At 69.3% G+C, this 26,198-nt stretch carries 25 protein-coding genes; 16 read left to right on the top strand and 9 right to left on the bottom strand.

Features of this window, described 5'->3' with window-relative positions:
- Positions 1 to 255 precede the first annotated feature (255 nt).
- Both GKO32_RS05650 and GKO32_RS05645 read left to right on the top strand, forming a co-directional pair.
- Entirely contained in the window at positions 256 to 2,124 is a 1,869-nt protein-coding gene (locus GKO32_RS05650) for an ABC transporter ATP-binding protein (protein WP_312867525.1), read from the top strand.
- A gap of 71 nt (positions 2,125 to 2,195) precedes the next feature.
- Positions 2,196 to 2,780: an SMI1/KNR4 family protein gene (locus tag GKO32_RS05645; protein ID WP_154755731.1), complete on the top strand. Its 585-nt coding sequence runs from the start codon at positions 2,196 to 2,198 to the stop codon at positions 2,778 to 2,780.
- A gap of 3 nt (positions 2,781 to 2,783) precedes the next feature.
- On the opposite strand, the gene GKO32_RS05640 is transcribed toward GKO32_RS05645, so the two are convergent.
- Entirely contained in the window at positions 2,784 to 3,296 is a 513-nt protein-coding gene (locus GKO32_RS05640; RefSeq protein ID WP_154755684.1) for a PadR family transcriptional regulator, read from the bottom strand.
- A 91-nt stretch (positions 3,297 to 3,387) separates the two neighbouring features.
- Between GKO32_RS05640 and GKO32_RS05635 the strand changes: the two genes are divergently transcribed.
- Together GKO32_RS05635 and GKO32_RS05630 are read left to right on the top strand one after the other, a co-directional pair.
- A complete protein-coding gene (locus GKO32_RS05635; RefSeq protein WP_312867524.1) occupies positions 3,388 to 3,948 on the top strand; it encodes a hypothetical protein in 561 nt (186 codons plus the stop codon).
- A gap of 1 nt (position 3,949) precedes the next feature.
- Entirely contained in the window at positions 3,950 to 5,236 is a 1,287-nt protein-coding gene (locus GKO32_RS05630) for a carotenoid oxygenase family protein (RefSeq protein ID WP_154755683.1), read from the top strand.
- 28 nt (positions 5,237 to 5,264) lie between these two features.
- Here the strand turns inward: GKO32_RS05630 and GKO32_RS05625 are convergent, their stop codons facing one another.
- Entirely contained in the window at positions 5,265 to 6,422 is a 1,158-nt protein-coding gene (locus GKO32_RS05625) for an LCP family protein (RefSeq protein ID WP_154755682.1), read from the bottom strand.
- Between the two features lie 99 nt (positions 6,423 to 6,521).
- Positions 6,522 to 7,199, bottom strand: coding sequence for an alpha/beta hydrolase (locus tag GKO32_RS05620; protein ID WP_154755681.1), 678 nt, complete (start codon positions 7,197 to 7,199; stop codon positions 6,522 to 6,524).
- A 68-nt stretch (positions 7,200 to 7,267) separates the two neighbouring features.
- Here GKO32_RS05620 and GKO32_RS05615 point away from each other — a divergent pair, with 68 nt between their 5' ends.
- Positions 7,268 to 7,969, top strand: coding sequence for a sugar isomerase domain-containing protein (locus tag GKO32_RS05615; protein ID WP_376765928.1), 702 nt, complete (start codon positions 7,268 to 7,270; stop codon positions 7,967 to 7,969).
- 261 nt (positions 7,970 to 8,230) lie between these two features.
- Positions 8,231 to 8,773 carry a GNAT family N-acetyltransferase gene (locus GKO32_RS05610; RefSeq protein ID WP_154755680.1) on the top strand — a complete coding sequence of 181 codons (543 nt, stop codon included), beginning with the start codon at positions 8,231 to 8,233 and terminating at the stop codon, positions 8,771 to 8,773.
- A 48-nt stretch (positions 8,774 to 8,821) separates the two neighbouring features.
- Here GKO32_RS05610 and GKO32_RS05605 read toward each other — a convergent pair whose 3' ends face one another.
- The gene (locus GKO32_RS05605; RefSeq protein WP_312867523.1) at positions 8,822 to 10,663 is read right to left on the bottom strand and encodes a putative bifunctional diguanylate cyclase/phosphodiesterase; all 1,842 of its coding nucleotides are present in this window, start codon (positions 10,661 to 10,663) and stop codon (positions 8,822 to 8,824) included.
- Between the two features lie 229 nt (positions 10,664 to 10,892).
- Positions 10,893 to 12,314: a cytochrome P450 gene (locus GKO32_RS05600; protein WP_312867522.1), complete on the bottom strand. Its 1,422-nt coding sequence runs from the start codon at positions 12,312 to 12,314 to the stop codon at positions 10,893 to 10,895.
- 112 nt (positions 12,315 to 12,426) lie between these two features.
- On the opposite strand from GKO32_RS05600, the gene GKO32_RS05595 reads away from it, so the two are divergent.
- The 8 genes from GKO32_RS05595 to GKO32_RS05560 all read left to right on the top strand — a co-directional run bounded on the left by GKO32_RS05595 (position 12,427) and on the right by GKO32_RS05560 (position 21,547).
- Entirely contained in the window at positions 12,427 to 13,215 is a 789-nt protein-coding gene (locus tag GKO32_RS05595) for a TIGR03084 family metal-binding protein (RefSeq protein ID WP_312867534.1), read from the top strand.
- Positions 13,212 to 14,885 carry an acyclic terpene utilization AtuA family protein gene (locus tag GKO32_RS05590; protein WP_154755678.1) on the top strand — a complete coding sequence of 558 codons (1,674 nt, stop codon included), beginning with the start codon at positions 13,212 to 13,214 and terminating at the stop codon, positions 14,883 to 14,885. Before GKO32_RS05595 ends, GKO32_RS05590 begins: the two co-directional genes overlap by 4 nt.
- Entirely contained in the window at positions 14,849 to 16,003 is a 1,155-nt protein-coding gene (locus GKO32_RS05585; protein ID WP_154755677.1) for an acyl-CoA dehydrogenase family protein, read from the top strand. The genes GKO32_RS05590 and GKO32_RS05585 overlap by 37 nt, the downstream gene beginning before the upstream one ends.
- Entirely contained in the window at positions 16,000 to 17,598 is a 1,599-nt protein-coding gene (locus tag GKO32_RS05580) for an acyl-CoA carboxylase subunit beta (RefSeq protein ID WP_312867520.1), read from the top strand. Before GKO32_RS05585 ends, GKO32_RS05580 begins: the two co-directional genes overlap by 4 nt.
- A gap of 5 nt (positions 17,599 to 17,603) precedes the next feature.
- Positions 17,604 to 19,475, top strand: coding sequence for an acetyl/propionyl/methylcrotonyl-CoA carboxylase subunit alpha (locus GKO32_RS05575; RefSeq protein ID WP_154755676.1), 1,872 nt, complete (start codon positions 17,604 to 17,606; stop codon positions 19,473 to 19,475).
- Complete coding sequence (locus tag GKO32_RS05570) at positions 19,472 to 20,629, top strand: acyl-CoA dehydrogenase family protein (RefSeq protein WP_154755675.1); 1,158 nt, start codon at positions 19,472 to 19,474, stop codon at positions 20,627 to 20,629. The genes GKO32_RS05575 and GKO32_RS05570 overlap by 4 nt, the downstream gene beginning before the upstream one ends.
- Before the next feature lies 1 nt (position 20,630).
- A complete protein-coding gene (locus GKO32_RS05565) occupies positions 20,631 to 21,251 on the top strand; it encodes a TetR/AcrR family transcriptional regulator (RefSeq protein WP_154755674.1) in 621 nt (206 codons plus the stop codon).
- 95 nt (positions 21,252 to 21,346) lie between these two features.
- Entirely contained in the window at positions 21,347 to 21,547 is a 201-nt protein-coding gene (locus GKO32_RS05560) for a hypothetical protein (protein ID WP_166459398.1), read from the top strand.
- Between the two features lie 29 nt (positions 21,548 to 21,576).
- On the opposite strand, the gene GKO32_RS05555 is transcribed toward GKO32_RS05560, so the two are convergent.
- Together GKO32_RS05555 and GKO32_RS05550 are read right to left on the bottom strand one after the other, a co-directional pair.
- On the bottom strand, positions 21,577 to 22,023 hold the full coding sequence (locus GKO32_RS05555) for a nucleoside deaminase (RefSeq protein WP_312867519.1): 447 nt from the start codon (positions 22,021 to 22,023) through the stop codon (positions 21,577 to 21,579).
- A 67-nt stretch (positions 22,024 to 22,090) separates the two neighbouring features.
- Positions 22,091 to 22,702 (bottom strand): TetR/AcrR family transcriptional regulator, encoded by a 612-nt coding sequence (locus tag GKO32_RS05550; protein WP_312867518.1) that lies wholly within the window; start codon positions 22,700 to 22,702, stop codon positions 22,091 to 22,093.
- A 95-nt stretch (positions 22,703 to 22,797) separates the two neighbouring features.
- Here GKO32_RS05550 and GKO32_RS05545 point away from each other — a divergent pair, with 95 nt between their 5' ends.
- Together GKO32_RS05545 and GKO32_RS05540 are read left to right on the top strand one after the other, a co-directional pair.
- Positions 22,798 to 23,550 (top strand): SDR family oxidoreductase, encoded by a 753-nt coding sequence (locus tag GKO32_RS05545; protein WP_312867517.1) that lies wholly within the window; start codon positions 22,798 to 22,800, stop codon positions 23,548 to 23,550.
- Positions 23,547 to 24,317, top strand: a complete 771-nt coding sequence (locus GKO32_RS05540) for an SDR family oxidoreductase (protein ID WP_312867516.1) — start codon at positions 23,547 to 23,549, stop codon at positions 24,315 to 24,317. Before GKO32_RS05545 ends, GKO32_RS05540 begins: the two co-directional genes overlap by 4 nt.
- 49 nt (positions 24,318 to 24,366) lie before the next feature.
- On the opposite strand, the gene GKO32_RS05535 is transcribed toward GKO32_RS05540, so the two are convergent.
- Both GKO32_RS05535 and GKO32_RS05530 read right to left on the bottom strand, forming a co-directional pair.
- On the bottom strand, positions 24,367 to 25,116 hold the full coding sequence (locus GKO32_RS05535) for a LytR/AlgR family response regulator transcription factor (protein ID WP_154755672.1): 750 nt from the start codon (positions 25,114 to 25,116) through the stop codon (positions 24,367 to 24,369).
- Positions 25,113 to 26,141, bottom strand: coding sequence for a sensor histidine kinase (locus GKO32_RS05530; protein ID WP_154755671.1), 1,029 nt, complete (start codon positions 26,139 to 26,141; stop codon positions 25,113 to 25,115). The genes GKO32_RS05535 and GKO32_RS05530 overlap by 4 nt, the downstream gene beginning before the upstream one ends.
- Positions 26,142 to 26,198: the final 57 nt, after the last annotated feature.

The raw sequence follows: 26,198 nt of genomic DNA, 5'->3' as shown, positions 1-26,198 counted from the left end.
CAGGCCCAGGGAACCCTCACGATGTATCCATCGTGCTACCGGGCGTGTTGCTGTTAACATCGCCGCGCGGTTCTGGGGGCGGTGGTGAGGCCCCGGGGCCACCTGCGGTTGGGGTTTTGCCTGACGCTCGCGGTCGTGGGGATCGTTCTGTTCGGTCTGCTTGTCATTACGGGAAGCTTGTACCGCGATGACGCGTTGTCCAGGTCATTCGTGGCTCAGAGGTGAAGTAATGTCGAGATTCCGAAATGAGGCGCCGTGGACAACACGTGGTTGTTGCTGAGCTCGGCGATGCGCCGCAAGGACATGCCCCACGGGCTGACCCCCGGCACGGTTTCCCGCGTCGCCCGGTTTGCCCGGCCCTACTGGAAGAATCTCGCGATCTTCCTGGTGCTGACCGTGATCTCCGCGGTCATCGCGGTGACCACCCCGCTGCTCGCCGGCAAGGTCGTCAACACGATCGTCGGCGGTCATCAGGCCGGGGTGGTCGTCATGCTGGCGGTACTCGTCGCGGTGCTCGCGGTCGCGGACGCCGGGTTCGGGCTCATCGAGCGGTGGCAGTCCGCGCGCATCGGGGAAGGGCTGATCCTCGACCTGCGCCGCGCGGTGTTCGAGCACGTGCAGCGGATGCCGATCGCGTTCTTCACCCGCACCAGGACCGGCGCGCTGGTCAGCCGCCTCAACAACGACGTCATCGGCGCCCAGCGCACGTTCACCGCGACCCTGTCGGGCCTGGTCACCAACGTGATCCAGCTGGTGCTCTCGCTCGGGGTGATGCTGACGCTGTCCTGGCAGGTCACCGTGCTCGCGCTGGTGCTGCTGCCGGTGTTCGTGCTGCCGGCACGGCGGATGGGCCGGCGGATGGCCGACCTGCAGCGTGAATCGGCGCAGCTGAACGCGGGCATGACGACGCAGATGACCGAGCGGTTTTCCGCGCCCGGCGCGACGCTGGTGAAACTGTTCGGCCGCCCGCAGGCCGAGGTCGCCGAGTTCGGCGAACGCGCCGGGCGGGTGCGCGACATCGGCGTGCGCACGGCGATGCTGACCCGCTGGTTCATGACCAGCCTGACGCTGGTGTCGGCGCTCGCGCAGGCGCTGGTCTACGGCCTCGGCGGGTGGCTGGCCATCACCGGGCAGCTGCAGCCGGGCACGGTCGTGGCGCTGGCGCTGCTGCTGACCAGGTTGTACAGCCCGCTCACCGCGCTCGCGAACGTCCGGGTCGACGTGATGACCGCGCTCGTGTCGTTCGAGCGGATCTTCGAGGTGCTCGACCTGCGGCCGATGATCACCGAGAAGCCGGGCGCGCGTGCCGTCCCGGCCGGCGGGGTGACGGTGGAGTTCGACGACGTCCGGTTCGGCTATCCGGCGGCGGACCGGTTCTCCCTCGCCTCGCTGGAAGATGTGTCCACATTGGATACCCGGGGTGGTGAGGAAGTGTTGCACGGCATCAGTTTCCGTGCCGAGGCCGGGCAGATGGTTGCGCTCGTCGGGTCGTCGGGGGCGGGCAAGTCGACCATCGCGACCCTGCTGCCACGCCTGTACGACGTCGATTCCGGCGCGATCCGGCTGTCCGATGTGGACGTCCGGGAGCTGAGCTTCGCCTCGATCCGCGAGACCATCGGGGTCGTGACGCAGGACGGGCACTTGTTTCACGACACGATCAGGGCGAATCTCGACTACGCGCGCCCCGGCGCCTCCGACGACGACATCTGGGACGCGCTGGAGCAGGCCCGGCTCGCCGAACTGGTCCGGACCCTTCCGGACGGGCTGGACACGGTGGTGGGGGAGCGGGGTTACCGGCTTTCCGGCGGGGAACGTCAGCGGCTCACGATCGCACGCCTGCTGCTCGCCGGGCCACGGGTGATCGTGCTCGACGAGGCGACCGCGCACCTGGACTCGGAGTCCGAAGTCGCGGTCAGCGAGGCGCTCACCCACGCACTCGCCGGGCGGACGGCGCTGGTCATCGCGCACCGGCTGTCCACCGTGCGCGCCGCGGACCAGATCCTCGTGGTCGAAGGCGGCGAAATCACCGAACGCGGCACGCACGAACAGCTGCTCGCCGCAGAAGGCCGCTACGCCGAGCTGTACCACACCCAATTCGCCGACGAGCCCGCCGCGGCGGCGTAGCGCCTGCCGGCCGCTGGTCCAGAATCACGGGCGGAACCTGCCTGGGGGAGAGGAACACTGACGTGACGGACATGTCGGCCGGGGATGCGCCGCGCACCGCTGAAGACTGGCGTGGCTACCTTGGCGAGTACGGCGCGGTGTATGTGCGGACCGCGAACGAGTACCAACGCTCCAGCCTGACCACCGAGCAGATCGAGAGCCACTGGCTGGGCGCGGAGCCCGCGGACGAGCAGACCATCGCAGCCGCCGAGCAGCGCCTGGGTATCCGGTTCCCGCCCAGCCTGCGGGTCTTCCTGACCGTCACCGACGGCTGGCAGGGTCTCGGCGGGTGGGTCCACGAGATCAGTCCGTGTGCCGAGCTGGACTGGCTGCGCAACACCGGCACCGGCGAGGAGCTGATCGACATCTACGCCGAAGTGGAGCAGGAGGAAGGCGAGCCCAGCGAGCTGCTCGCGTTGTTCCGGCGGGCCCTGGTGATCGCCGGCGGCGAGGATTTGTGGCTGCTCGATCCCGCCGAGATTCAGCCGGACGGCGAGTGGACCGCCTACGAGTTCGCGCCCAAATACGGGGAAGCCGAGGAGTACCCGGGCTTTGCCGAGCTGTTCCACGCGAGCAAGGAGCTGATGATCAGCCTCGCCGAAACCGGCGATCAGTGACGTTCACTTGACCTGCTTCAGGGCCCAGTCGGCCCAATCGCGGTACATCTGCGCGTACCGTTTGCCCCACTCCAGCACCAGGCGGCCGTAGACCGACCGGTTGCTGTCGGTCCAGTTGATCGAAGACTCCAGCTCCATCAGCTCCTTCTCGCGCTCCCGCGCCGTCCGCGCCATCGTCGCGAGGTAGCCGCGCGCCTGCTCCCGTGAGACCGAGCCGAGGAAGTAGACACGCAACAAGTTCTCGCTGCGCGGCGCGCGCCCCGGCTCGACTTCGATCAGCCAGTGCCGCAGTTCCTTGAGTCCGGCGTCGGTGATCTCGTACTCCTTGCGCCCGCGCGGGCCCTCGGCGTGGACCCTGATCATGCCCGCATTCTCCAGTTTGCCGAGTTCGCCGTAGAGCTGGCTCTGCGTCGCCGGCCACACGTTGGCCATCGCCTGCTCGAATCGTTTGAGCAGGTCGTAGCCACTCCCGGGGCTATCGGCCAGCATCCCGAGTGCCGCATGTCGAAGGCTCATGACTCCAGGATGACATTCCAGTATTGACATGTCCAATCACGACGTTCTAGTTTCGACATGTCACAACTGGAACGTCGGGGAAAGGTCCGTCGTGAACTATCTGAAGAGTTTTCTCCCGTGGATCGCGTTCGCCGTGGTCGCGACCCAGTTCGACTGGCGCTGGGCCGGTCTGACCGGCCTCGTCATCTCGGTCGGGGTGCTGCTGCGCGCGCGCAGCGAAGGCCGCAAGCCGGACGCGCTGATCATCGAGTGGAGCGGACTCGCCTTCTTCGTCGTCCTCACCGCGATCGCGTTCAGCGTTCCGGCGTCACCGCTGAAGAACTACACCGGGGCGCTCACCGAGCTGTGGCTGGCGGTCACCGCCTGGGGCTCGATCCTGATCGGCCGGCCGTTCACCCTCGGCATCGCCCGCATGATGACCCCGCCGGAGTCGTGGGAAAACCCGCTGTTCAAGCGCGTCAACCTGCTCGTCACGCTGGTGTGGGCCATCAGTTTCACCGTCGGCGGCGTCGCCGGTATCGCGCTGCTGAACTACGCACCGCACGCCACCTTCGCGCTGATCGCGCTCAAGGTCCTCGGCTTCGGCGTTCCCGCCGTCTTCACCGTCCAGTACCCGCGCGCCGTCCGCGCCCGTATCCAGAAAGCAGGCTGACATGGCCACCACCGACTTCCACCTGAGCGGCGTCTACGCCCCCGTCCACGACGAGCTGACCGAGTTCGACCTCCCGGTGACCGGCGCGCTGCCGCCCGAACTGGTCGGCTGGTACCTGCGCAACGGCCCGAACCCCCGCGAGAGCAGCGCCCACTGGTTCAACGGCGACGGCATGGTCCACGGCATCCGCCTCGAGAACGGCCGCGCCGCCTGGTACCGGAACCGTTGGGTACGCACCGAAAGCTTCGGCAAGTCCGAACACCCGATGTACAACGCCGACGGCACGCGGAACCTGCACAACAGCGTCGCGAACACGCACGTCGTGAACCACGCCGGCCGCACGCTCGCGCTCGTCGAATCGTCGCTGCCCTACGAGATCACCACCGACCTGGAGACCGTCGGCGCGTACGACTTCGACGGCGAGCTGGCCGACTCGATGACCGCGCACCCGAAGATCTGCCCCACGACCGGGGAACTGCACTTCTTCGGCTACGGCAGCATCACCACGCCGCACGTCAGCTACTACCGCGCCGACGCGGCCGGGAAGCTGGTCGTCAAGCAGCCGATCGATGTGCCGGGCCTGACGATGATGCACGACTTCGCGCTGACCGCCGACCACGTCGTGTTCTACGACCTGCCCGTGGTGTTCGACAAGACCTCGGTCGGCAAGGGCATGCCGTTCCAGTGGGACGCGAGCTACGGCGCCCGCCTCGGCGTGCTGCGCCGGGACCGCCCCGAGGCCGGCGTGCGCTGGATAGAGATCGACCCCTGCTACGTATTCCACACACTCAACGCGTTCGACGCGCCGGACGGCCGGATCGTGGTGCAGGTCATGCGCTACGACCACCTGTGGTGGGCCGGCCACGCGGATCCCGCCTCGTCGCTGTGGCGCTGGACGATCGACCCCGCCGCCGGGACGGTGACCGAGGAGCAGCTCGACGACATGCCGGGCGAGTTCCCCCGCGTCGACGACCGGTTCGCCGGGTCCGATGTGCGGTTCGGGCACATGACGTCGGTGGACCACAACCTGGTGCGCCGCTATGACCTGCACGCGAACACCACGACCGAGCACCACTTCGGCGAAGGACACATCCCCGGCGAAGCGGTGTTCGTCCCGGCGGAGCACGGCGAGGGCTGGCTGCTCACCTACGTCTACGACACCGCCGAGGACCGAAGCGACCTCGTCGTGCTCGACGCCGGGAACGTCGCCGCGGCGCCGGTGGCCACGGTGCACCTCCCGCAGCGCGTTCCCTTCGGCTTCCACGGAAACTGGCTGCCCGAAGGCTGAGCCGGCCCGCGATCCCCGGCGGCGAAGGTCAGTTCATGATCACGCTGTCGGGGATCTGCGCGTCTCCACGGAGGGCGTCGAACAGCTGCTTCGATTTCGCCTTGTCCCAGTTCTCCGCCGACGCCGAGGTCACCGGCACGGTCGTGGTGATCACGCCGCCGTCCGAGATGCCGCGCATCGACCAGGCCATGGCGAGCATGTTCTGCAGGTGATCGCCCGAATCCATGGTCAGCGCGTCCGGGGCCGAAGACAGCAGCGGGAAGAAGTGGAACGGGTTGAGCAGCGTGCCCGGTGTCGCGATCTGGCTCACCAGCGCGCCGATGAACTTCCGCTGGTTCTCCACCCGGTCCAGGTCCGACCGCGGCGTCGCGTCACTGTGCCGCATCCGCACGAAGCCCAGCGCGTGCGCGCCGTCGAGGGTCTGGCAGCCCGCGGGGATCGTGATGTTGGTGAAGTCGTCGTGCATCTGCTTGTCGATGCACATGTCGACGCCGCCGATCGCGTCCACGATGTTCGCGAACCCGCCGAACCCGATCTCCGCGTAGTGATCCATGCGCAGGCCGGTCGCCTGCTCGACCGTCTTCACCAGCAGCTGCGGCCCGCCGATGGAGAACGCCGAGTTGATCTTGCCGCGGCCATGGCCGGGAATGGCGACCTGCGAGTCGCGCGGCAGGCTCAGCAGCGTCGGTTTCGTGTCGTTGTCGGGAAGGTGCGCGACCATGATCGTGTCGGTGCGTGAACCGCCGCCCGCCGCGGCGCTGTCCCCGGTGGCCAGCTGCTGCTCCTGTTCGGGGGTGAGCCCGTCACGGCTGTCCGAGCCGACGATGAGCCAGTTCGTGCCCGACGCCGCGGCCGGGCGGCCGTTGTAGTCCGCCAGCGCCTCGACCCGGTTGATGGAGCTGTCCAGGTAGATCCACATGCCGGCGAGGAACACCACGAACAGGATCACCAGCGTCAGCAGGATCTTGCCCGGACCGAACCGGCGCTTGCGGCGGCGCGGGGGCTGCGGCTGCCAGTCGTCGTACGGCTGCTGGCTGGGCGGCACCGGCGGCGGCCCAGCCGGTGGCTGTGGCATCTGCCGTGTGGCGCGTTGCTCCTGAGAAGGCAGCGGCATCATCTGTGCCCGCTGATGCTCGCGGGGGCCGCGCGGCCGCCGGGAGCCGCCGTAGTCACCGCCGTAGCTCATGCGTCTCTCACCCGTCCCCGATCTCGGTTCGCGGCTCCCTAGTGAACAGCAAACCTTCGCAGAAGGGACGTGTGACTCCCCGAAAGGGTTGTGCGGTGCCTACCGTGGTATCCGTAACCGCTGGTCGGGCTCGCGTGCCCACACCGCGAGCGGCGCCACACCCCGTGCGTCCAGCACGAACTCGCGGACCAGCCGGTGCCAGGTGAACGCGCGCAGCAGCATTGCGTGGGTTTCGCCCCGCACCTCGAACCGTGCCAGCCGGTCCGCGACCGAGCTCGCTCGCGCGGCGTAGGCGTAAGACTCCCCGGGGTCGATGATCCAGTCGAACCTGCCGTGCGCGATGAGCACAGTGCGTTCCTTCACCGGCTCGACCAGTTCACCGCGCGGCGTCCACGGCGCGAGCGCGCAGACCGCGGTCACCGCCGGATCGTCGGCGACGCGCAACGCCACCCGCCCGCCCATCGAGTGCCCGACAAGGAAAACCGGCGCGTCCGGACGTTCCTCGTGGATGCGCGCCAGCGCCTCACGCGCGTCCGCGACAGGGTGCTCTTCGGGGTCGTTCCAGCCACGGACCCGGTTACGCAGCAAGCGGACCTCGACGCCGTGCCGCGCGCTCGCGGCCGACAGCGCACGAGCCAGCGGCACCATGCGCAGGTAGGCCAGACCCCACGGCGGCACCGCGGCCAGCCCGTGCTCGGCGCCGCCGTGCAAGACCAGCGTCACCGCGTGGACTGGACCACTCGCGGGCCAGGTTCGCAGTACAGGAACGTCGTGCATTCTCGCTCGCCAGCCCCTCGCCCGACCGCCACCCCCATGGACACGCTTCGCGTGGCTAATCTACCCAGGTGATAGAAGATCTGGTGACGGAGGCGGTCCGCACCGCCGAGGCGAACAACGCCGGACAGGTCGCGCGGGCCGCCGAACTGGTGGTCAAGAGCCTGCGCGCGGATGGGTTGATCTTCACCGCGGGTGCGGGCCACTCGCTGGCCGCCGTGGCGGAGACGTTCTACCGGGCCGGGGGGCTGGCCTGTGTGTATCCGCTCTACCACCAGCAGCTGCTGCCGCTGCACGGCGCGCAGGCGAGCACGAGTGCCGAGCGGCGCAGCGGGCTGGCTGCCGAGGTGCTGGCGGACAAGCCGCTCGGCCCCGACGACGTGCTGGTCGTGTTCTCCACCTCCGGCGTGAACCCGTACCCGGTCGAACTCGCGCGGGCCGCGCGCGTGGCGGGGGTGCCGGTGATCGCGGTCAGCTCACGGGAGTCGGTGGCCGCGGCGCCCCGGCGTGCCGGCAGCACGCTCATCGAGGAGGCCGACGTCGTACTCGACACCGGTGTCCGCCCCGGCGACGCCAGCTTCCCGGCCGGCGAGCCTCGAACGGCCGCGCTGTCGACGATTCTCAACGCGTACCTGTGGAATTCGGTGCTGGCCAAGGTGATCACGCTCGCCGAAGACGCGCCGCTGTGGCGCAGCTCCAACGTCGAGGGCGGCGACGAGGCGAACGCGTCGTTGTTCGAGCACTACCGGTCCCGGATTCCCGCGCTGGCTTGATCGGGCCGGATCGGTGCTGTGCTGTTGGTTACCGATCCGGCGGCAGTCACGGCGGAGACGGGTGTCTGCGGGCTGGTGGGCTGCGGACCGTACCGCCTCCTTTCGGCCGGATCGGTGCTGTGCTGTTGGTTTACCGATCCGGCGGCAGTCACGGCGGAGACGGGTGTCTGCGGGCTGGTGGGCTGCGGACCGTACCGCCTCCTTTCGGCCGGATCGGTAAATGCGGTGCGGGCGGGCGGTGGCGTCGGGCAGCATCGGGGTATGGAGCCCGCACCCGAGCTGTCCGATGGCGAGGTCCGGCTTCGCCGGTGGCGCACCGCGGACGCGGCGGCGATGCACCGCGCGGTGAACGAGTCGCTGGACCATCTGGCGCCGTTCATGCCGTGGGCCGTGGGTGGGTACAGCGAGGCCGACGCCGTGCTGTTCCTGACCGCGGCCCGGCGCGAGTGGCGTGCCGGTGAGGCGTTCTCGTACGCCATCGTGAGCGCGGGGGACGAGATCATGGGCTCGTGCAGCCTGATGACGCGGATCGGCGAAGGCGGGCTGGAGATCGGCTACTGGGTCGGAAAGCCCTACACGGGGCGGGGTCTGGCCACCCGGGCGGCGGCGCTGCTGACGGTGGAGGCGTTCCGGATCGGCGCCGCCAGGGTGGAAATCCGGCACGACGCGGCGAACGAGCGCAGTGGTCTGATCCCGGCCCGGCTGGGCTTCACCCGCGTCGCATCGCGTCCGGCGGAACTCCCGGGCGGCACGGCGAGCACCGGCACCCACATCTTCTGGCGGCTCATGGCACCAGGCAGCTGATACCGAGACGGGCCCCGCGCCCGCCGTCAAGGCACCGGGGTCGGCCGGCTACACCTGGCCGTTGTCGATCAGCTCGTCGACCTCGTCATCGGTGACCGAGGTCGCGATGTACGGGCCGCGGACGGCGATCACGCCGTGCGCGCGTAGCCGGTCCGCTTGTTCGGCACTCGTCACGCCTTCGGCGCCGATCCGCAGGTTCAGCTCGCGCGCTCGTGCGATGAGCTGGTCGAGGTGCCGGGCGGCGGCCGGGTCCTCGCCGTCGGCGATGGCGTCAACCACCGCGCCGGCCAGGATCACGTGCTGCACCTTCAACCCGTGCCGCGGGATCAGCTCCAGATCCGCCGACCCACTGACCGCCAGCACCAGTTTCGCGCCCAGCTCCGACAACACCGACAGCGACTCCAGCACCTCCCCACGCGGGTCCAGGATCGACTCACTGTCGGTGCACAGGCGCAGCGCCTGCGCGGGCAGCCCGTGGCGGTCCAGCTGGTCCTTCACCAAGCGCACCAGATCGGGGTCGATCGCAAGCCGCCGCGGCAGCCTTACGCACACCTCCGGCGCAGCCTCGCCGTAGCGTTTGCGCCACCGGGCCGCCTCCGCGAGCGACCGGGTGAGCAGCCACTTGCCGAGCGGGATCGTCATCCCCGTGACGTCGGCCAGCGGATAGAACTCGTCGGAGTCCAGCACGCCCTGCTCGCGATGGTGCCAGCGCAAACCCGCGTTGACGGCCGCGATCCGGCGGTCGGCGAGCCGCATCGTGGGCTGGTAGATCAGCGAGAACTGGCCGTTCTCCAGCGCGCCGGCGATTTCCGCGCCGAGCCGGTAGCGGGCCCGGTCACGCGCGTCGAGCTCCGGGTCGAACAGCATCCACTGCGCCTTGCCGGCCTCCTTCGCCCGGTGCAGGGCGATTTCGGCCGCGCGTTGCAGGTCCTCGGGCCCGCCGTCGGTGACGTCACGGACCACGATGCCGGCACTCGCGCTGACTCCGATGCCCAGCTCGTCGACGTAGATCGGCTCGCCGAGGTCCTCCAGCGCCCGCTCCACGAGGTCGATCACGTCGCGGGTGTTCAGCTTGCCGCGCACCAGGATGCCGAACCCGTCCCCGGACAGCCGCGCCACCAGCGTGTCCTGCCCGGCGAACACGTCGTTGAGCTTGTGCGCGACCCCGCGCAGCACCTTGTCCCCGACGCCGGCGCCGAGCCCGTCGTTGATCACCTTGAACCCGTCGATGTCCAGGTACACCAAGGCGATCTGGTCCCGCGCGGCCGGGTTGAGCGCGGCTTCGAGCATCGTCTTGAACCGGGAGCCGTTGGACAGTCCGGTCAGCGGATCGTGCACGCTCTGGTGCCGCAGCGTCTCCTGCAGGGAGTGGATCTCGTTCGCGTCCAGCACCATCAGTACCGGGTACACCGAGCCGGGGCGGTCGCCGGGCAGCGCCGCGATCGTGATGTCGGCCCACGTCCCGGCGGTGTCGGCATGGGCCAGCTGGACGCGTTCCCGGTACTCCTCGAGCTCGGTCTCGGCCAGTTCCTCGAGGCCGGTCCGCAGCCGCTCGGCATCGCGGCGGGAGAAGCCGAGTTCGGTGAGATGCCGCCCGCGCAGGTCCTCCGGTTTCTGCCCGAGGAACTCGCCGAACGCGGTGTTGACCTCGACGATTTCGCCGGAGGGGCCGGCCAGTGCGATACCCATGGGGGAGGTGGCGTAGAGCGTGGTGAACCGCCGGATGGCCGCTTCCCGCCCGGGGTCGGCCTTCGTGGCGTCGCAGGCGATCTCGCGCACGAGCGTTTCGAGGCGCTCGGCCGGCAGCGCTACCCCATCCGTGTCGGCGAGCCGTGCGGCCCAGTGCCGCACGAACTCCGCCAATCCTGGCGCCCCACCAGGTTCCGGCACGCTTCACCTCTTGTCGTACGGAAAACAGCCAGGTCAGCCCCGGCGGGAGCGTGCACACGCGGCCCGTCGGTCCGGTACCTACCCGGAGTGATGTCACGCCATCACCTGGGGCTGGCACTGTCTACCGGCTGAACGAGTGGTGATCAGTGTAAACGTCGTTACTTTTCGTGACCATTCAGGTTGCCGCGCAGGAACGCGCCCGGACGCGGTTCGCCCATTTCAGCACAGGCTATCTGCTCCGGGTAAGACTCACGGGGAGGCCGTCGACGGGCACGGGCAGTGACACGTAGTCCCATCGCAGCCGGTAGCCGGCCGGGACGGACCACCGGTACGCGCGCAGCATCTCGTGCAGCAGCGCCTTGACCTCGAACAGGCCGAAATGCAGCCCGATGCACTTGTGCACCCCGCCCCCGAACGGCATCCACGCGTAGCGGTGTGACTTGTCCTCGCGGCGCCCCTCGGCGAAGCGCTCGGGGTCGAAGGCGCGCGGGTCGGTCCAGTGCCCGGGGGAGTAGTGGTTGGTGTTCGGCGAGATTGTCACGAGCGTGCCGGCTGGGACGTAGTGGCCGAGCACGTCGACGTCCTTGACGGCCATGCGCGGGAGCGACGGGACGGGCGCGGTGAGCCGCAGCGACTCCTTGATCACAAGGTCCAGGGTTTCCAGCCGGTCCAGCGCCGCCAGGTCCGGCAGCTCGTCGCCGAGGGCGAGGGACTCCTCGCGCGCCCGTTCCTGCCATTGCGGGTGTTTGGCCAGGTGGTAGGCGACCGCGGTGGCCGTGATCGTGCTGGTGTCGTGTGCGGCCATCATCAGGAAGATCATGTGGTTGACGACGTCGGCGTCGCTGAACCGTTCGCCGTCCTCACCGGTTGCGCGGCACAGCACGGAAAACAGGTCGTCACCGTCGGCCGCTCGCTTGGCGGGCAGGCTCTCCGTGAAGTAGCGCTCGAGGACCCGGCGCCCGGCGAGGCCCGCGGCCCAGCGTCCGCCCGGCACCGGGAGCCGCACCAGCGAAGTCGGGGCGCGAACGGAGTCGACGAACGCGCGGTTGATCCGCGCCGTGCCCGCGTCGCCGGGCATGGCCATGAAGACCCGCGTCGCGACGTCGAGGGTCAGTTGCTTGAGGGCCCAGTACAGCCGCGGCTGCTCCGGCCATCGTGCGACACCTTCACGCAGCACCGGCGCGAACTGCCGCGCGTAGCCGGTGAGCCGGTCCCGCGTGAAGGCCACCTGCATGATCCGCCGGTGCAGGTGGTGCTCGTCGAAGTCCAGCAGCATCAGACCGCGGTAGAAGAAGCGGTCGAGGAAGAACCGCCACGCCTCCTGCGAGAACGCCTTGTCCTTGTTCGCCAGTGCGACCTGGGTGGCCTCGGGGCCGGCCAGCATGACGAACCGCCGGCCGAAGATGCCCAGCCACGACACCGGGCCGTAGGTCTCGTACCGGTGCAGCGCGAAGTCCACACCGAACCGCATGGAGTCCAGCGTGTGCCCGAGCAGCGGGGCGCCCGCGTCACCGAGCACCGGTTTGAGGCCGCTGCCCGCTGGCGGGGTGGCGAACTCGCGGACCGGCCACCGTTTGGTCAGCCACCGCCGGTCCACGGCCCGGGGGAGGGGGATCGAGGTGAGCGGCGGGATCCGGTCTCTGATCGTCACGTCATCCAGGTTCCCGCCGCATGCCGGCGAGAACAAGCGGCGCAAAAACAATCATGCGCGCTTGATTTATCCGGATGCCGGTGTCACCCTCAGGAGTGAGGAGGCGAGCACCGTGGTGGACCTGCGACCAATCCTGGATGACCTCGCGGCGGAATGCCGCCGGCTCGACGACATCGTGGCCGGCCCGGACACGGACTGGGCCACGCCGACCCCGGCCGAGGGCTGGGCAATCGCCGACCAGATCGCACATCTGGCGTGGACGGACTCGAGGGCGCTGCTTTCGGTGCGCACGCCCGACGAGTTCGACGAGGAGATCAAGCGGGCGCTCCTCGGCGGCGAGGACTACGTCCACAACGAAGCGCTCGAATGGGGCCGGACACCGCGTGACGAGTTGCTCGCGCGCTGGCGTGCGGGGCGTGACGAGCTGGCGGCCGCGTTGCGGGAAGCGCCGCCGGGCGCCAAGTTCCCGTGGTACGGGCCGCCGATGAGCGCGGCGTCGATGGCGACCGCGCGGTTGATGGAGACGTGGGCGCACTCGCAGGACGTGCACGACGCGTTGGGGCTGCGGCACGAGCCCGGGACGGGCCTGCGGCAGATCGCGCGGTTCGGTGTGCGCACGCGGGACTTCGCGTTCTCCGTGCATTCGCTCGCCCCGCCCACCGAAGAGTTCCGGGTGGAATTGCGCGCCCCGGACGGGCAACTGTGGACGTACGGGCCCGAGGACGCCGCGCAGCGGGTGACCGGCAGCGCGCTCGACTTCTGTTTGGTGGTCACGCAGCGCCGCCATCTCGCGGACACCGACCTGGTCGCGACCGGGCCGGACGCGGAGGAATGGCTCCGGATAGCGCAGGCGTTCGCCGGGCAGCCCGGTGAAGGGCGGAAGCCGGGCCAGTTCGGATGAGCGTGCGCATCGGCAACGCTTCCGGTTTCTACGGCGACCGCTTCTCCGCCGTGCGCCAGATGCTGACCGGTGGCCCGCTCGACTACCTCACCGGGGATTACCTCGCCGAGCTGACCATGCTGATCCTCGGTCGCGACCGGCTCAAGGACGCTCATCGCGGCTACGCCAGAACATTCCTGCGCCAGCTCGAAGAAAACCTCGGTCTGGCCAAGGAAAAGGGCGTCAGGATCGTCACCAACGCGGGTGGCTTGAACCCGGCCGGGCTGGCCGGCGCGATCCGGGACCTGGCTTCGCGCCTCGGGCTCGACGTCGCCGTCGCGCAGGTGGAGGGTGACGACCTGCTCCCGCGCGCCGCCGAACTGGGTCTCGGAAATCCCTTGACAGCCAACGCTTATCTCGGCGCGTGGGGCATCGTCGAATGCCTGAACGCCGGTGCCGACGTCGTGGTGACCGGGCGCGTCACCGACGCGTCACTGGTCGTCGGGCCGGCCGCCGCGCACTACGGCTGGGGGCGCGGGGACTACGACGCGCTCGCCGGCGCGGTCGTTGCCGGGCACGTCGTCGAGTGCGGGGCGCAGGCCACCGGCGGCAACTACGCGTTCTTCACCGAGCACGAGCTGGGTGCGCCCGGGTTCCCGATCGCCGAGATCGACGCGGACGGCTCCAGCGTGATCACCAAACATCCCGGCACCGGGGGAGCGGTGACCACCGGCACGGTGACCGCGCAGCTGCTGTATGAGATCACGGGCGCGCGTTACCCGGGGCCCGACGTGACCGCCCGGTTCGATTCCGTTGCCCTGCATCAGGATGGGCAGGATCGCGTCCGCATCACCGGCGCCCGCGGGGAACCGCCACCGTCCGCGGTCAAGGTCGCGCTCAACCGGCTCGGCGGGTTCCGCAACGAGACCACGTTCGTGCTGACCGGGCTCGACATCGACGCGAAGGCCGCGCTGGTGCGCGAGCAACTGGAGGCCGCGCTTTCCGTGCGGCCCACGGAGATCCGCTGGACACTGGCCCGGACCGAGCACGAGGACGCCGACACCGAGCAGCGGGCGAGCGCTTTGCTGCACTGCGCGGTGAAGGACGCGGATCCCCAGGTCGCCGGGCGCGCGTTCAGCGGTGCGGCGATCGAGCTGGCACTGGCGAGCTATCCCGGCTTCCACGTGACCGCGCCGCCATCGGACGCCTCGCCCTACGGCGTCTACACCGCGTCCTTTGTGGACGCGAAGGCCGTGCCGCATATCGCGGTGCTGCCCGATGGTACCCGGGTGGACATCGCGCCCCCCGGCGAAACCGTAGAACTGTCTGATGTGGACGAACCGGCGTTGCCGGAACCGTTCCGGGGCGCGACGAAACGAGCGCCGCTGGGTACGGTGGCCGGCGCGCGCAGCGGGGACAAGGGCGGTGACGCGAACCTCGGCGTGTGGGCACGATCGGAAGACTCGTGGCGCTGGCTCGCGAACACCCTCACCGTCGAGACGTTCCAGCGGCTGCTGCCGGAAACGGCGCCGCTGCCGGTCCGCCGTCATGTGCTGCCGAACCTGCGCGCGCTCAACTTCGTCGTGACCGGGCTACTCGGCCAAGGTGTCGCGGCTCAGGCGCGATTCGACCCGCAGGCCAAGGCGCTCGGCGAATGGCTGCGGTCGCGGTACCTGGAGGTCCCGGCGTGAGGGAGCTGCGGGAGCTGGTGCGGCGCTTCACCGAGAACGAGGTGCTGCCGCATCTGGACGAGTGGGAACGTGCCGGGGAGCTGCCGCGCGAGCTGCACCGCAAGGCCGGCGAGCTCGGGTTGCTCGGAGTGTCGTTTCCGGAGCACGCCGGCGGTGGCGGGGGAACATTCCTGGACGCAATCACGGTGACCGAGGAGATCCTCTACGCCGGCGGTTCCGGTGGCCTGATCGCCTCGCTGTTCACCTGCGGAATCGCGCTGCCCCATATCGTCGCGAGCGGTGATCCCGGGCAGCTCGACCGCTGGGTGCGGCCGACCCTGTCCGGTGAGCTGATCGGCGCGCTGGCCATCACCGAGCCCGGCGGTGGCTCGGATGTCGCGGGGATCCGTACCACCGCTCGTCGCGACGGAGACCACTACATCGTCAATGGTGCCAAGGCGTTCATCACTTCGGGCTGCCGCGCAGATTTCGTCACCACGGCCGTGCGCACCGGCGGGGCCGGCCCGCACGGGATCTCCCTGCTCATCGTCGAGCGCGGCACGCCGGGGTTCACCGTCGGCCGCAGGCTCGAGAAGATGGGCTGGCACTGCTCCGATACCGCGGAACTGTCCTATGTGGATGTCCGAGTGCCGGTGGCGAACCTCGTCGGCGAGGAGAACGGCGGGTTCGCGCACATCGCCACGCAGTTCGTCACCGAACGCGTCTCGCTCGCCGTGCAGGCCTACGCGACCGCGCAGCGCGCGCTCGATCTCACGCTCGGCTGGTGCCGCCTGCGCGAGACCTTCGGCCGTCCGCTCATCTCGCGGCAAATCGTGCAGCACAAATTGACCGACATGGCAAGGAAAATCGATCTCGCCCGGGTCTACACGCGACACGTCGCCGAACGATACGTGGCGGGGGAGGACGTCATCGCCGAAGCCTGCTTCGCCAAGAACAGCGCGGTCGAGGTCGCCGAGTGGGTGGTCAGCGAGGCGGTGCAGCTGCACGGTGGGCTCGGCTACCTGCGAGAGTCCGAAGTGGAGCGCCACTACCGCGACGTCCGTATCCTCGGTATCGGCGGTGGGACGAACGAGATCCTCACCGGCCTTGCGGCGAAACGATTGGGGTACACGGCGTGAGTGTCATCAGATCCACGGTGGACACCACCGGTGCGGAGTTCGCCGCCAACCGGGAGGCGATGCTGGCCAAGCTCGCCGAGATCGAGGCCGAGCACGCCAAGGCCATCGCCGGCGGCGGGCAGAAGTACGTCGACCGGCATCGCAAGCGCGGCAAACTCCTTGCCCGGGAACGGATCGAGCTGCTGCTCGACGAGGACTCGCCGTTCCTGGAACTGTCTCCGCTCGCCGCATGGGGCACCGACCACCACGTCGGCGGCAGTGTGGTCACCGGCATCGGCGTGGTCGAAGGTGTCGAGTGCATGATCGTGGCCAACGACCCGACGGTGAAGGGCGGCGCGAGCAACCCGTCGAGCCTCAAGAAAGGGCTGCGGGCGGCGGAGATCGCGGCCGAGAACCGGTTGCCCACGATCAACCTCGTCGAGTCCGGCGGCGCGGATCTGCCCACCCAGAAGGAGATCTTCATCCCCGGCGGGCGCACCTTCCGCAATCTCACCAACGCCTCCGCGCAGCGTATCCCGACGATCGCGCTGGTGTTCGGGAACTCCACCGCCGGTGGCGCCTACCTGCCCGGCATGTCCGACTACGTGGTGATGGTCAAGGAACGGGCGAAGGTGTTCCTCGGCGGGCCACCGCTGGTCAAGATGGCCACCGGCGAGGACTCCGACGACGAATCCCTTGGCGGGGCGGAAATGCACGCACGCACCTCCGGGCTGGCCGACTATCTCGCCCTCGACGAGCAGGACGCGATCCGCCTTGGCCGTGGAATCGTCAAACGGCTCAACTGGCACAAACTCGGCCCGAGCCCGAAACCCGGCTACGACGAACCGGTGTACGACGCGGACGACCTGGCCGGCATCGTGCCCAGTGACCTCAAGGTGCCGTTCGACCCACGCGAGGTCATCGCGCGGGTCGTCGACGGCTCGGACTTCGACGAGTTCAAACCCTTGTACGGCACCAGTTTGGTGACCGGCTGGGCGGATCTGCACGGATACCCGGTCGGTATTCTCGCCAACGCGCAAGGCGTGCTGTTCAGCGAGGAATCGCAGAAGGCGACCCAGTTCATCCAGCTGGCCAACCAGAGCGACACCCCGCTGATCTTCCTGCACAACACCACCGGCTACATGGTCGGCAAATCCTATGAGCAGGCCGGCATCATCAAGCACGGATCGATGATGATCAACGCGGTGTCCAACTCGAGGGTGCCGCACCTGTCGGTGCTGATGGGCGCGTCCTATGGGGCGGGGCACTACGGCATGTGCGGGCGGGCCTACGGGCCACGGTTCCTCTATGCCTGGCCGAGCGCGAAATCCGCGGTGATGGGCCCGCAACAGCTGGCCGGGGTGCTCTCGATCGTCGCGCGGGCCGCGGCCGGAAACCGGGGCCAGACCTACGACGAGGACGGTGACAAGGCGATGCGGGCGATGGTCGAACAACAGATCGAGGCCGAGTCGATGCCGATGTTCCTGTCCGGCATGCTCTATGACGACGGCATCATCGATCCGCGCGACACCCGCACGGTGCTCGGGCTGAGCCTGTCCGTGATCCACAATGGACTGATCAGGGGCGCCGACGGTTTCGGCGTCTTCCGGATGTGAGCACGATGATCCATACGATTCTGGCCGCCAACCGAGGCGAGATCGCGCGCCGCGTGTTCCGCACCTGCGCCGAACTCGGGATCGGCCGCGCGGCCGTGTTCTCCGATGCCGACGCGGACGCCCCGCATGTGCGGGAGTCCGACGCCGCGGTCCGCCTGCCCGGCGACGCACCTTCGGACACTTACCTGCGCGCGGATCTGCTGGTGGCCGCGGCAAAGGCGGCGGGAGCCGACGCCGTGCACCCGGGTTATGGCTTCCTGTCCGAAAACGCCGCGTTCGCCCGCGCCGTGCTCGACGCCGGGCTGACCTGGATCGGGCCGCCGCCGGCGGCGATCGAGGCCATGGGGTCCAAAGTGGAGGCCAAACGGATCATGGCCGACGCCGGGGTACCGGTACTGTCCGAACTGGACCCGGGGACGGTGACCGAGGCCGAGTTGCCGGTGCTGGTCAAGGCTTCCGCCGGAGGTGGCGGGCGCGGCATGCGGGTCGTGCGGGCGCTGAGCGAGCTGGCGGACGCGGTGGAAGGCGCGCGCGCCGAAGCGGCCTCCGCGTTCGGCGACCCGGCCGTGTTCTGCGAGCGGTACCTGGAAACCGGGCGGCATATCGAGGTGCAGGTACTCGCGGACACGCACGGCACGGTGTGGACGGTGGGGGAGCGCGAGTGCTCGATCCAGCGGCGGCACCAGAAGGTCATCGAGGAAGCTCCTTCGCCACTTGTCGACGAAACGATGCGTGCGGACCTGTTCGCCGCCGCCCGCAAAGCCGCCGGCGCGATCGGCTATGTCGGCGCGGGCACGGTCGAATTCCTGGCCACGAACGATGGGAAGTTCTTCTTCCTGGAGATGAACACCCGGCTGCAGGTCGAGCATCCGGTGACCGAGCTGGTCACCAGGCTCGACCTGGTGGCACTGCAGATCGGGATCGCCGAAGGGCACCGCCTGCCCCCGGAACCTCCACAATGGACAGGGCACGCGATCGAAGCGCGGCTCTACGCCGAAGATCCCGCCGCCGACTGGCAGCCGCAGACCGGCACGCTGCACCGTTTCGCGGTGCCCGGGGACGTGCGGGTGGACAGCGGCGTCACCGACGGCTCGGTCATCGGCGTGCACTACGACCCGATGCTGGCGAAGGTCATCGCGTGGGCGCCCAGCCGCGCCGAAGCCGCCCGCAAGCTCGCCGCAGCACTGGAAGGCGCCGCGATCCACGGCGTGCGCACCAACCGCGACCTGCTGGTGAACGTGGTGCGGCATCCCGAATTCGTCGCCGGGAACATCGACACGGCCTTCTTCGACCGGCACGGCCTGGACACGCTCTCGGCGCCCCTCGGTGACGAACGGCTCGCCGCGATCGCGGCCACGTTCGCCGACGCCACCGCGAACCGGACGAGATTCCCTAGTGGCTGGCGCAATATCCCGTCCCAGCCGCATCGCAAGCGGTACCGGGCGGGCGCGAACGAGTACACAGTGGACTACTGGAACGGAAAGGTCGAAGGCGAGGACATCAGGCTGGTTGCCGCCACCACCGGCCGGGTCGTGCTGGACGTCGCGGGTGTGCGCCGCGGGTTCGACGTGGCGCGCTACCCCGGACTGGTGTGTGTCGGGCCGGTGGCATTGGTCCCGGTGCCGCGGTTCACCGAACCCGGCGCGGCACTGGCGGCGGGTTCGCTGGTGGCCCCGATGCCGGGCACGGTGCTGCGGATCGCGGTGGCGGCCGGTGACCCCGTCGCCGCCGGGGAAGCGTTGCTGTGGCTGGAAGCCATGAAGATGGAACACAAGATCACCGCACCGGCCGCCGGGATCGTCGCGGAACTGCCGGTGTCCGCGGGGCAGCAGGTCGAGGTGGGCGCGGTACTGGCGGTCGTGAAGGAGCAGCCATGACGTACACGGAATCCGGCGAGCGGCAGGCGTTGCGCAAGGCGGTGGCCGAACTCGGCCGGAGCTACGGGCACGAGTACTACGCGAAGCTCGCCCGCAGCGGCGGGCACACCAGCGAGCTGTGGAACGAGGCCGGGCGGCTGGGCTACCTCGGGGTCGCGGTCCCCGAGGAGTACGGCGGCGGGGGAGCCGGGATCGGTGATCTCGCCGCGGTGTGCGAGGAATTCTGCGCCGCGGGCACGCCGATGCTGCTGATGGTGGTCTCCCCGGCGATCTGCGCGACCGTCATCGCCCGCTTCGGCACGGACGAGCAGAAAACCGGGTGGCTGCCCCGGTTCGCGACCGGTGAGGTTCGCATGTCGTTCGCCATCACCGAACCGGACGCGGGGTCGAACTCCCATCGTCTCACCACGACAGCCCGCCGTGACGGTGCCGACTGGGTCCTCAATGGACGGAAGGTGTTCATCTCGGGTGTCGACGAGGCGGAGGCCGTGCTCGTCGTGGGTCGCACCGAGGACGCGAAGACCGGAAGACTGAAGCCCGCGCTGTTCATCGTGCCCACGAACACTCCTGGCTTCGAGTACCGGCAGATCGAGATGGATCTCGTCTCCGCCGACAAGCAGTTCGGTCTGTTCCTCGACGACGTCCGCCTGCCACGCGAGGCCCTCGTCGGTTCCGAGGACGCCGCGCTCGCGCAGTTGTTCGCGGGGCTCAACCCCGAGCGCATCATGGCCGCGTCGTTCTCCGTCGGCATCGCGCGTTACGCACTGGACAAAGGCGTCGAGTACGCGAAACAGCGCTCCGTCTGGGGTGCGCCGATCGGCAGTCACCAGGGGCTCGCACACCCGCTGGCACAGGTGAAGATCGAACTGGAACTCGCGAAACTGATGGCACAGAAGGCCGCCGCGCTGTACGACTCCGGTGACGATTCCGCTGCGGGCGAAGCGGCGAACATGGCGAAGTACGCGGGGTCCGAGGTGGCGATCAAGGCCGTCGACACGGCGATCCAGGTCCACGGCGGCAATGGCCTTGCCACCGAATACGGCCTCGGCACGCTGCTCGGCGCGGCACGCGTCGGGCGGATCGCCCCGGTGAGCCGCGAAATGGTGCTCAACTTCGTCGCCCAGCACAGCCTGGGCCTGCCGAAGTCCTATTAGGATGAACACGCCCGCGCGGGAACCGCAGCAGGAACGCAGCAGAACCACGCGGCGGCGGCTGATCGACGCGGCCGTCACCTGCCTCGGCGAATTCGGCTGGAACGGCACCACGGTCGCGATCATCGCGCAGCGCGCCGGGGTGTCGCGCGGCGCCGCGCAGCACCATTTCCGGACCCGTGAGGACCTGGTGATCGCCGCGGTAGAGTATCTCGGCGAGGCTCAGGTCGAACAGTTGCGGACGCGGGCGGCACAACTACCGCAGGGGCAGGCGCGCCTGGAAGCGGTCGTGGACCTGCTGCTCAACCTCTACACCGGACCGATGTTCCGCACCGCCCTGCACCTGTGGATCGCGGCCTCGACCGACGAGGCGCTGCGGCCGGTGATCGTCCCGCTGGAGGCTCGCGTCGGCCGCGAAGCACACCGGGTGGCGCTGGAACTACTGGGCGTGGACGAGGACCGCCCGGGTGCGCGGGAGCTGGTACAGGCCACCCTCGATCTCGCCCGTGGGCTGGGGCTGGCGAACCTGCTGACCGACGACGCCCGCCGCCGCACGAAGATCGTCCACGAATGGGCCAGGGTGCTCGGTGTGTCATTACCGCAAAGATCCGGGCTGTCGAGCTAACACTAATGGAGCAGTGTGCGATAACTGAGTGCGAAGACTTCTGGACCAAAGGGGTGAGTCTCGTGGAAGGCGATCTGAGCCACCGCGCGCTGGCCATGCTGCGCGCGGTGGCCGAAGGACGTGCTGTGATGTCGAGCAGCTGCGAGCCGGACCTGTTCATCGACGGCGTGCCGTGCTGCGACCAGATGGCCGCTCACGAGCTGGCGCATCGCGGTTACGTCCGGCTCAGCGCCGACGGGACGCGGGCCGAGCTGACCGATGCCGGACGCGCCGCGCTCGGCGTCGTCGCCGCCTGAGAGACGCCGAAAGGCGCTGCCGGCGTGTCCTAAGTGGACGTGCCGATGTCCTCGAACCACAGCTGCGGGTGTTCGGCGACGAACTCCGTCATCAGCCGGACACACTCCGCGTCGTCGAGGATCGTGATGTCGACGCCGGTCCCGGCAAGCCAGTCGTGGCCGCCGGAGAAGGTCCGCGCCTCCCCGATGAGCACCCGGGGAATGGAAAACTGCCGCACCAGACCACTGCAGTACCAGCAGGGCGACAGCGTGGTCACCATGATCGTGTCGCGGTAGTGCGGGCGCCGTCCCGCGTTGCGGAACGCCGCGGTCTCCGCGTGCATCGACGGGTCGCCGTCCTGCACGCGCCGGTTGTGGCCGCGGCCGAGCAGTTCACCGTCCACGGTGAACAGCGCCGCGCCGATCGGAATCCCGCCCTCGGACCTGCCGAGCAGCGCTTCGGCGCGGGCGACGGCGAGTAGCTGAGCAGGATCCACCGGGGCAGCCTACTCGCAACCGATGTGAGCGACCGCTTAGTATGTGTATCGTGACGACCGTGGTTGCTCAGGCATCGGCGCCCAGCATGCGCAGCGTCAGCTCCCCGTACTCGCGGCCGAGTGCCTTGGGGGTCTTGCCGATCCGGTCGCTGTACCAGCGCGCCACGTCCACGCCCAGTGAGAGCACCGCTCGCGCCGCCGTCCGCAGATCGCCCACCCTGAACTCGCCTTGCTCGACACCCTCGGCGATCACGTCACGCACCCGGTGCTCGATGCGCCGTCGCAGCGCGGAGACCACCGCGTACTCCTGCTCAGGTAATGCCTGCAGCTCGTACTGCACGACGCGCGCCACCGTGTGCCGCCGCGCGTGCCAGGCGACGAAGTCCTCGGTGATCTTGCGCATGCGCTCGCGCGGGCCCTCCGGCCGGTCGGCAACGGCTTCCACGAGCGTCAGGGTCTGCTCGTGCCCGCTGCGGCTGATCTCGAACAGCAGCGCGGCCTTCGACGGGAAATGCACGTACAGCGCGGCCGGGCTCATCCCGGCGGCCGCCGCGATGTCGCGGGTCGTGGTCGCGTGGTAGCCGCGTGCGGCGAACGACTCGACCGCGGCGAGCATCAGCCGGCGCGCGGCCTCCGGCTGCACCTCGGGCCACAGTTCGGCAGACAGGGAGACGGTCACGGTGCCATCCTCTCAGCCGGCGTTGCTCGGGCGGTCCGGCGATGACCAGTGTAAGCGGGCGCTTAGCGCGCCCTGGATCGGACAGGAGCACGTCGGTGAACTCTCTCAAGGATCGCGTCGCGATCGTGACCGGGGCCAGTCGCGGCATCGGGCTGGCGATCGCGCAGGAACTGGTCGAGCGCGGCGCGAAGGTGTGCATCACCGCCCGCAAACCGGAGCCGCTCGCCGAGGCCGTGGCCGAGCTGGGTGGCCCGGACGCGGCGATCGCGGTGCCCGGCAAGTCCGATGACTCCGGGCATCAGCAGGAGGCGGTCGCGAAGACCATCGAAACCTTCGGCCGGCTGGACATGCTGGTCAACAACACCGGGATCAACCCGGTTTTCGGGCCGATCGCCGACGTCGACGCGGAAGCCGCGGCGAAGATCTTCGCGGTCAACGTGCTCGCTCCGCTCGCGTGGGTCCGGCAGGCGCGTGACGCGTGGATGGGCGAGCACGGCGGGTCGGTCGTCAACATCGCGTCGGTCGCCGGGCTGCGGACCTCGCCCGGCATCGGCCTGTACGGGGTGAGCAAGGCGGCCCTGATCCGGCTGACCATGGAGCTGGCCGGGGAACTGGCCCCGAAGATCCGGGTCAACGCCGTCGCCCCGGCGGTGGTGAAGACGAAGTTCGCGACCGCGCTGTACGAAGGGCACGAGGCGGAGGTCGCCGACCACTATCCGATGAAGCGGCTCGGCGTGCCCGAGGACATCGCGGGCGCGGTCGCGTTCCTGCTGTCGGAGGAGTCGGGCTGGATCACGGGTCAGACGCTCACCATCGACGGCGGCTCCACCCTCGGGGGCGGGCTGTGAAACTCGACGGGGCCGGCGTCGTCGTCACCGGCGGCGCGCACGGAATCGGCGCGGCGCTGGCCCGCCGGTTCGCCGCGGCGGGCGCCCGTGTCTTCATCGTTGATCTCGACGGGGAATCCGCGGCCGCGGTCGCCGACCAGGTCGGTGGCGGCTGGCTCGCCGGTGACGCGGCGTCCGAGGCCGGCGTCGAGCAGCTGATCGCCGCGGCGAAGGCGGAGCTGGGTGCGATCGACCTGTTCTGTGCCAACGCGGGCATCGGCGCGGGCGGGACCGAGGCGGCGCCGGAGGAGGCGTGGGCGCGGGCGTGGGACGTGAACGTGATGGCGCACGTGCGGGCCGCGAGGCTCCTGCTGCCGGACTGGCTCGAGCGCGGCGCGGGGCATTTCCTGGCGACGGTGTCGGCCGCCGGGTTGCTGACCATGCTCGGTTCGGCGCCGTATTCGGTGACCAAGCACGGTGCGCTCGCGTTCGCCGAATGGCTCAGTGCCACCTACCGGCACCGTGGCATCACCGTGCAGGCCCTGTGCCCGCAAGGGGTTCGCACGGATCTGCTGGCGGAAGCGGGGCCTGCCGGGCAGCTGCTCATGGGCGCGTCGACGATCGAGCCGGACCAGGTCGCGGACTTGGTGCTGGAAGCGCTTTCCGACGGCCGGTTCCTGGTGCTGCCCCATCCCGAAGTCGCGGACTACTACGCCGCCAGGGCAGGCGACACCGACCGGTGGCTGGGCGGAATGAACAAGCTGCAGCGCAAGATCGAGCAGCAGTAGCGTTTTTCACCGCTTTGCCGGTCCACAAAGGATGATTGCGCGCACCGGTTCACCGGCCGAGTTCGCCCTGCCGTGCCGAATCGAGCAACCGCTCTTTCAGCTCCCTTGAGTGCCGGCGACTCACCGGCACGTCCCCGGCGCCGGTGTGCGCGAGCAGCCCGCCGACCGAGTCGCTGCGCAACTCCCGCACCGCCCGCAGCGCGACCAGGAAACCCCGATGAACCCGGACGAAACCGTGGTGTTCCCAGTATTCCTCAAGTCGTGCCATCGGCATCCGCACCTCGTAAGCACCGTCCACAGTGTACAGTCGGACGTGGTCGCCGTGTGCCTCGACGAACTGGACTTCGTCGCGGTGGACATATCGCGTGGACCCGTGTGTCTCGACGGCGAGCGCGGCCATCGTGTCCGGTGCCGACGGCGCGTGCCGGCCCCGCACCATGCGGTCGGCTTTCGTGACCGCGGCGCACAGTCGTTCCGCCCTGATCGGCTTGAGCACGTAGTCGATCGCGCCGAGTGCGAAGGCGGTCAGCGCGTGTTCGTCATACGCCGTCACGAAAACCAGCACCGGGGGAGTGTTCAGCTGGGACAGCAGTGACGCGAGTTCGAGCCCGTTGAGTCCTGGCATCGCGATGTCGAGGAACGCCACGTCGATCCCGCCCGCCTGGATGCATTTCACCGCGGCGAGCGGGTTTCCGACCGCGGTCACCTCGGCGATCTCCGGGCATTCGCGCAGCATCCGGCTCAGTTCGTCGAGCGCGGGCGGCAGATCGTCGACCGCCAGCACGCGCAGCCCGGTCATGGCAGCACCCCGGGCTGGGCTCGCGGTACCCGCACGATCGCCTTCGTGCCCGCGCCCGGCGCCGTCTCCACGACAAGGCCGTACCACGGGCCGAACACAGCACGGAGTCGTCTGTCCACATTGGCCAGTCCCACGCTCTGCGCATTCCCGCGCCCGGCGAGGATCGCACGCACCGACGCCGGGTCCATGCCGACACCGTCGTCCTCGACGCTGATCACGCAGTCGTCTCCTTCGGCTTCACCACGGATCTTTACGGTGCCGGTGCCCGCGCGGGGTTCGATCCCGTGCCGGATCGCGTTCTCCACGAGCGGTTCCAGTACCAGCTGGGGGATCGCCACGGCGAGTACCTCCGGGGCGATGAGAACCTGAACATGCAACCGGTCACCGAGTACCGCCTGCTGCAATGCGAGGTATGTCTCGATCGCGTGGAACTCGTCGGCGAGGACCGTGTACTCGTGGTGCTTCGCGAAGCTGTGGCGGGTGTAGTCGGCGAAGTCGAGCACCAGCTCCCGCGCCCGGTCCGGTTCGGACTTCACGAGCGAGGCGATCACGGTGAGTGCGTTGTAGACGAAGTGCGGGGAGATTTCGGCGGACAGCGCGCGCAGCTCGGCGCGTGCTGCCTCGTTGGCCGACGCTTCGAGTTTCCCGCGCTCCAGCGCTTGTTCCACGAGTGCGGCGATCTCGCGGACCGCGGCCGCGGGCACCGGGCCGGCCAGCAGGAGGACACCGCCTGGCTCGTGGCGGACGTGTAACGGTATTGCGACGAGCGGGGACTTTCCTTGTGGCGATTGATGGTGCAGCGCCTCCTCGATGAGCGGGCCGGATTGTCCCGGGTCCGGCGGGATGCCCGACCAGACGAGGTTTCCGGACAGATCGGCCAGACCGGCGGCGTCGGCGTCCACGAGGCGCCGGATGCGCCGCAAGGCCCGGCGGGTCCTGGCGGAGCCGGTGCCGCCCTGGATTTCGCCACTGATCCTGCGGGCCGCCGCAAGGGTGGCCGAAGGGTCGCGACTGGTCTGAATCATCACGCCATCCCATCGCCGCGGACGGTCAGTCATCCATTCTAGGCCGACGCTCGTCCG

The organism is Amycolatopsis pithecellobii (assembly GCF_009707865.1).
Taxonomy (GTDB): Bacteria; Actinomycetota; Actinomycetes; order Mycobacteriales; family Pseudonocardiaceae; genus Amycolatopsis_E; species Amycolatopsis_E pithecellobii.
This window is presented reverse-complemented; position numbering and strand designations above follow the sequence as displayed.

Excerpts from the sequence above, each read along its gene's own strand:
- GKO32_RS05565 (WP_154755674.1), top strand. The coding sequence starts at position 20,631 with ATGAACACGCCCGCGCGGGAACCGCAGCAGGAACGCAGCAGAACCACG.
- GKO32_RS05630 (WP_154755683.1), top strand. The coding sequence starts at position 3,950 with ATGGCCACCACCGACTTCCACCTGAGCGGCGTCTACGCCCCCGTCCAC.
- GKO32_RS05575 (WP_154755676.1), top strand. The coding sequence starts at position 17,604 with ATGATCCATACGATTCTGGCCGCCAACCGAGGCGAGATCGCGCGCCGC.
- GKO32_RS05645 (WP_154755731.1), top strand. The coding sequence starts at position 2,196 with ATGTCGGCCGGGGATGCGCCGCGCACCGCTGAAGACTGGCGTGGCTAC.
- GKO32_RS05620 (WP_154755681.1), bottom strand. The coding sequence starts at position 7,199 with ATGCACGACGTTCCTGTACTGCGAACCTGGCCCGCGAGTGGTCCAGTC.
- GKO32_RS05640 (WP_154755684.1), bottom strand. The coding sequence starts at position 3,296 with ATGAGCCTTCGACATGCGGCACTCGGGATGCTGGCCGATAGCCCCGGG.
- GKO32_RS05590 (WP_154755678.1), top strand. The coding sequence starts at position 13,212 with ATGAGCGTGCGCATCGGCAACGCTTCCGGTTTCTACGGCGACCGCTTC.
- GKO32_RS05610 (WP_154755680.1), top strand. The coding sequence starts at position 8,231 with ATGGAGCCCGCACCCGAGCTGTCCGATGGCGAGGTCCGGCTTCGCCGG.
- GKO32_RS05570 (WP_154755675.1), top strand. The coding sequence starts at position 19,472 with ATGACGTACACGGAATCCGGCGAGCGGCAGGCGTTGCGCAAGGCGGTG.
- GKO32_RS05560 (WP_166459398.1), top strand. The coding sequence starts at position 21,347 with ATGCTGCGCGCGGTGGCCGAAGGACGTGCTGTGATGTCGAGCAGCTGC.
- GKO32_RS05585 (WP_154755677.1), top strand. The coding sequence starts at position 14,849 with ATGGCTGCGGTCGCGGTACCTGGAGGTCCCGGCGTGAGGGAGCTGCGG.
- GKO32_RS05625 (WP_154755682.1), bottom strand. The coding sequence starts at position 6,422 with ATGAGCTACGGCGGTGACTACGGCGGCTCCCGGCGGCCGCGCGGCCCC.
- GKO32_RS05530 (WP_154755671.1), bottom strand. The coding sequence starts at position 26,141 with ATGATTCAGACCAGTCGCGACCCTTCGGCCACCCTTGCGGCGGCCCGC.
- GKO32_RS05535 (WP_154755672.1), bottom strand. The coding sequence starts at position 25,116 with ATGACCGGGCTGCGCGTGCTGGCGGTCGACGATCTGCCGCCCGCGCTC.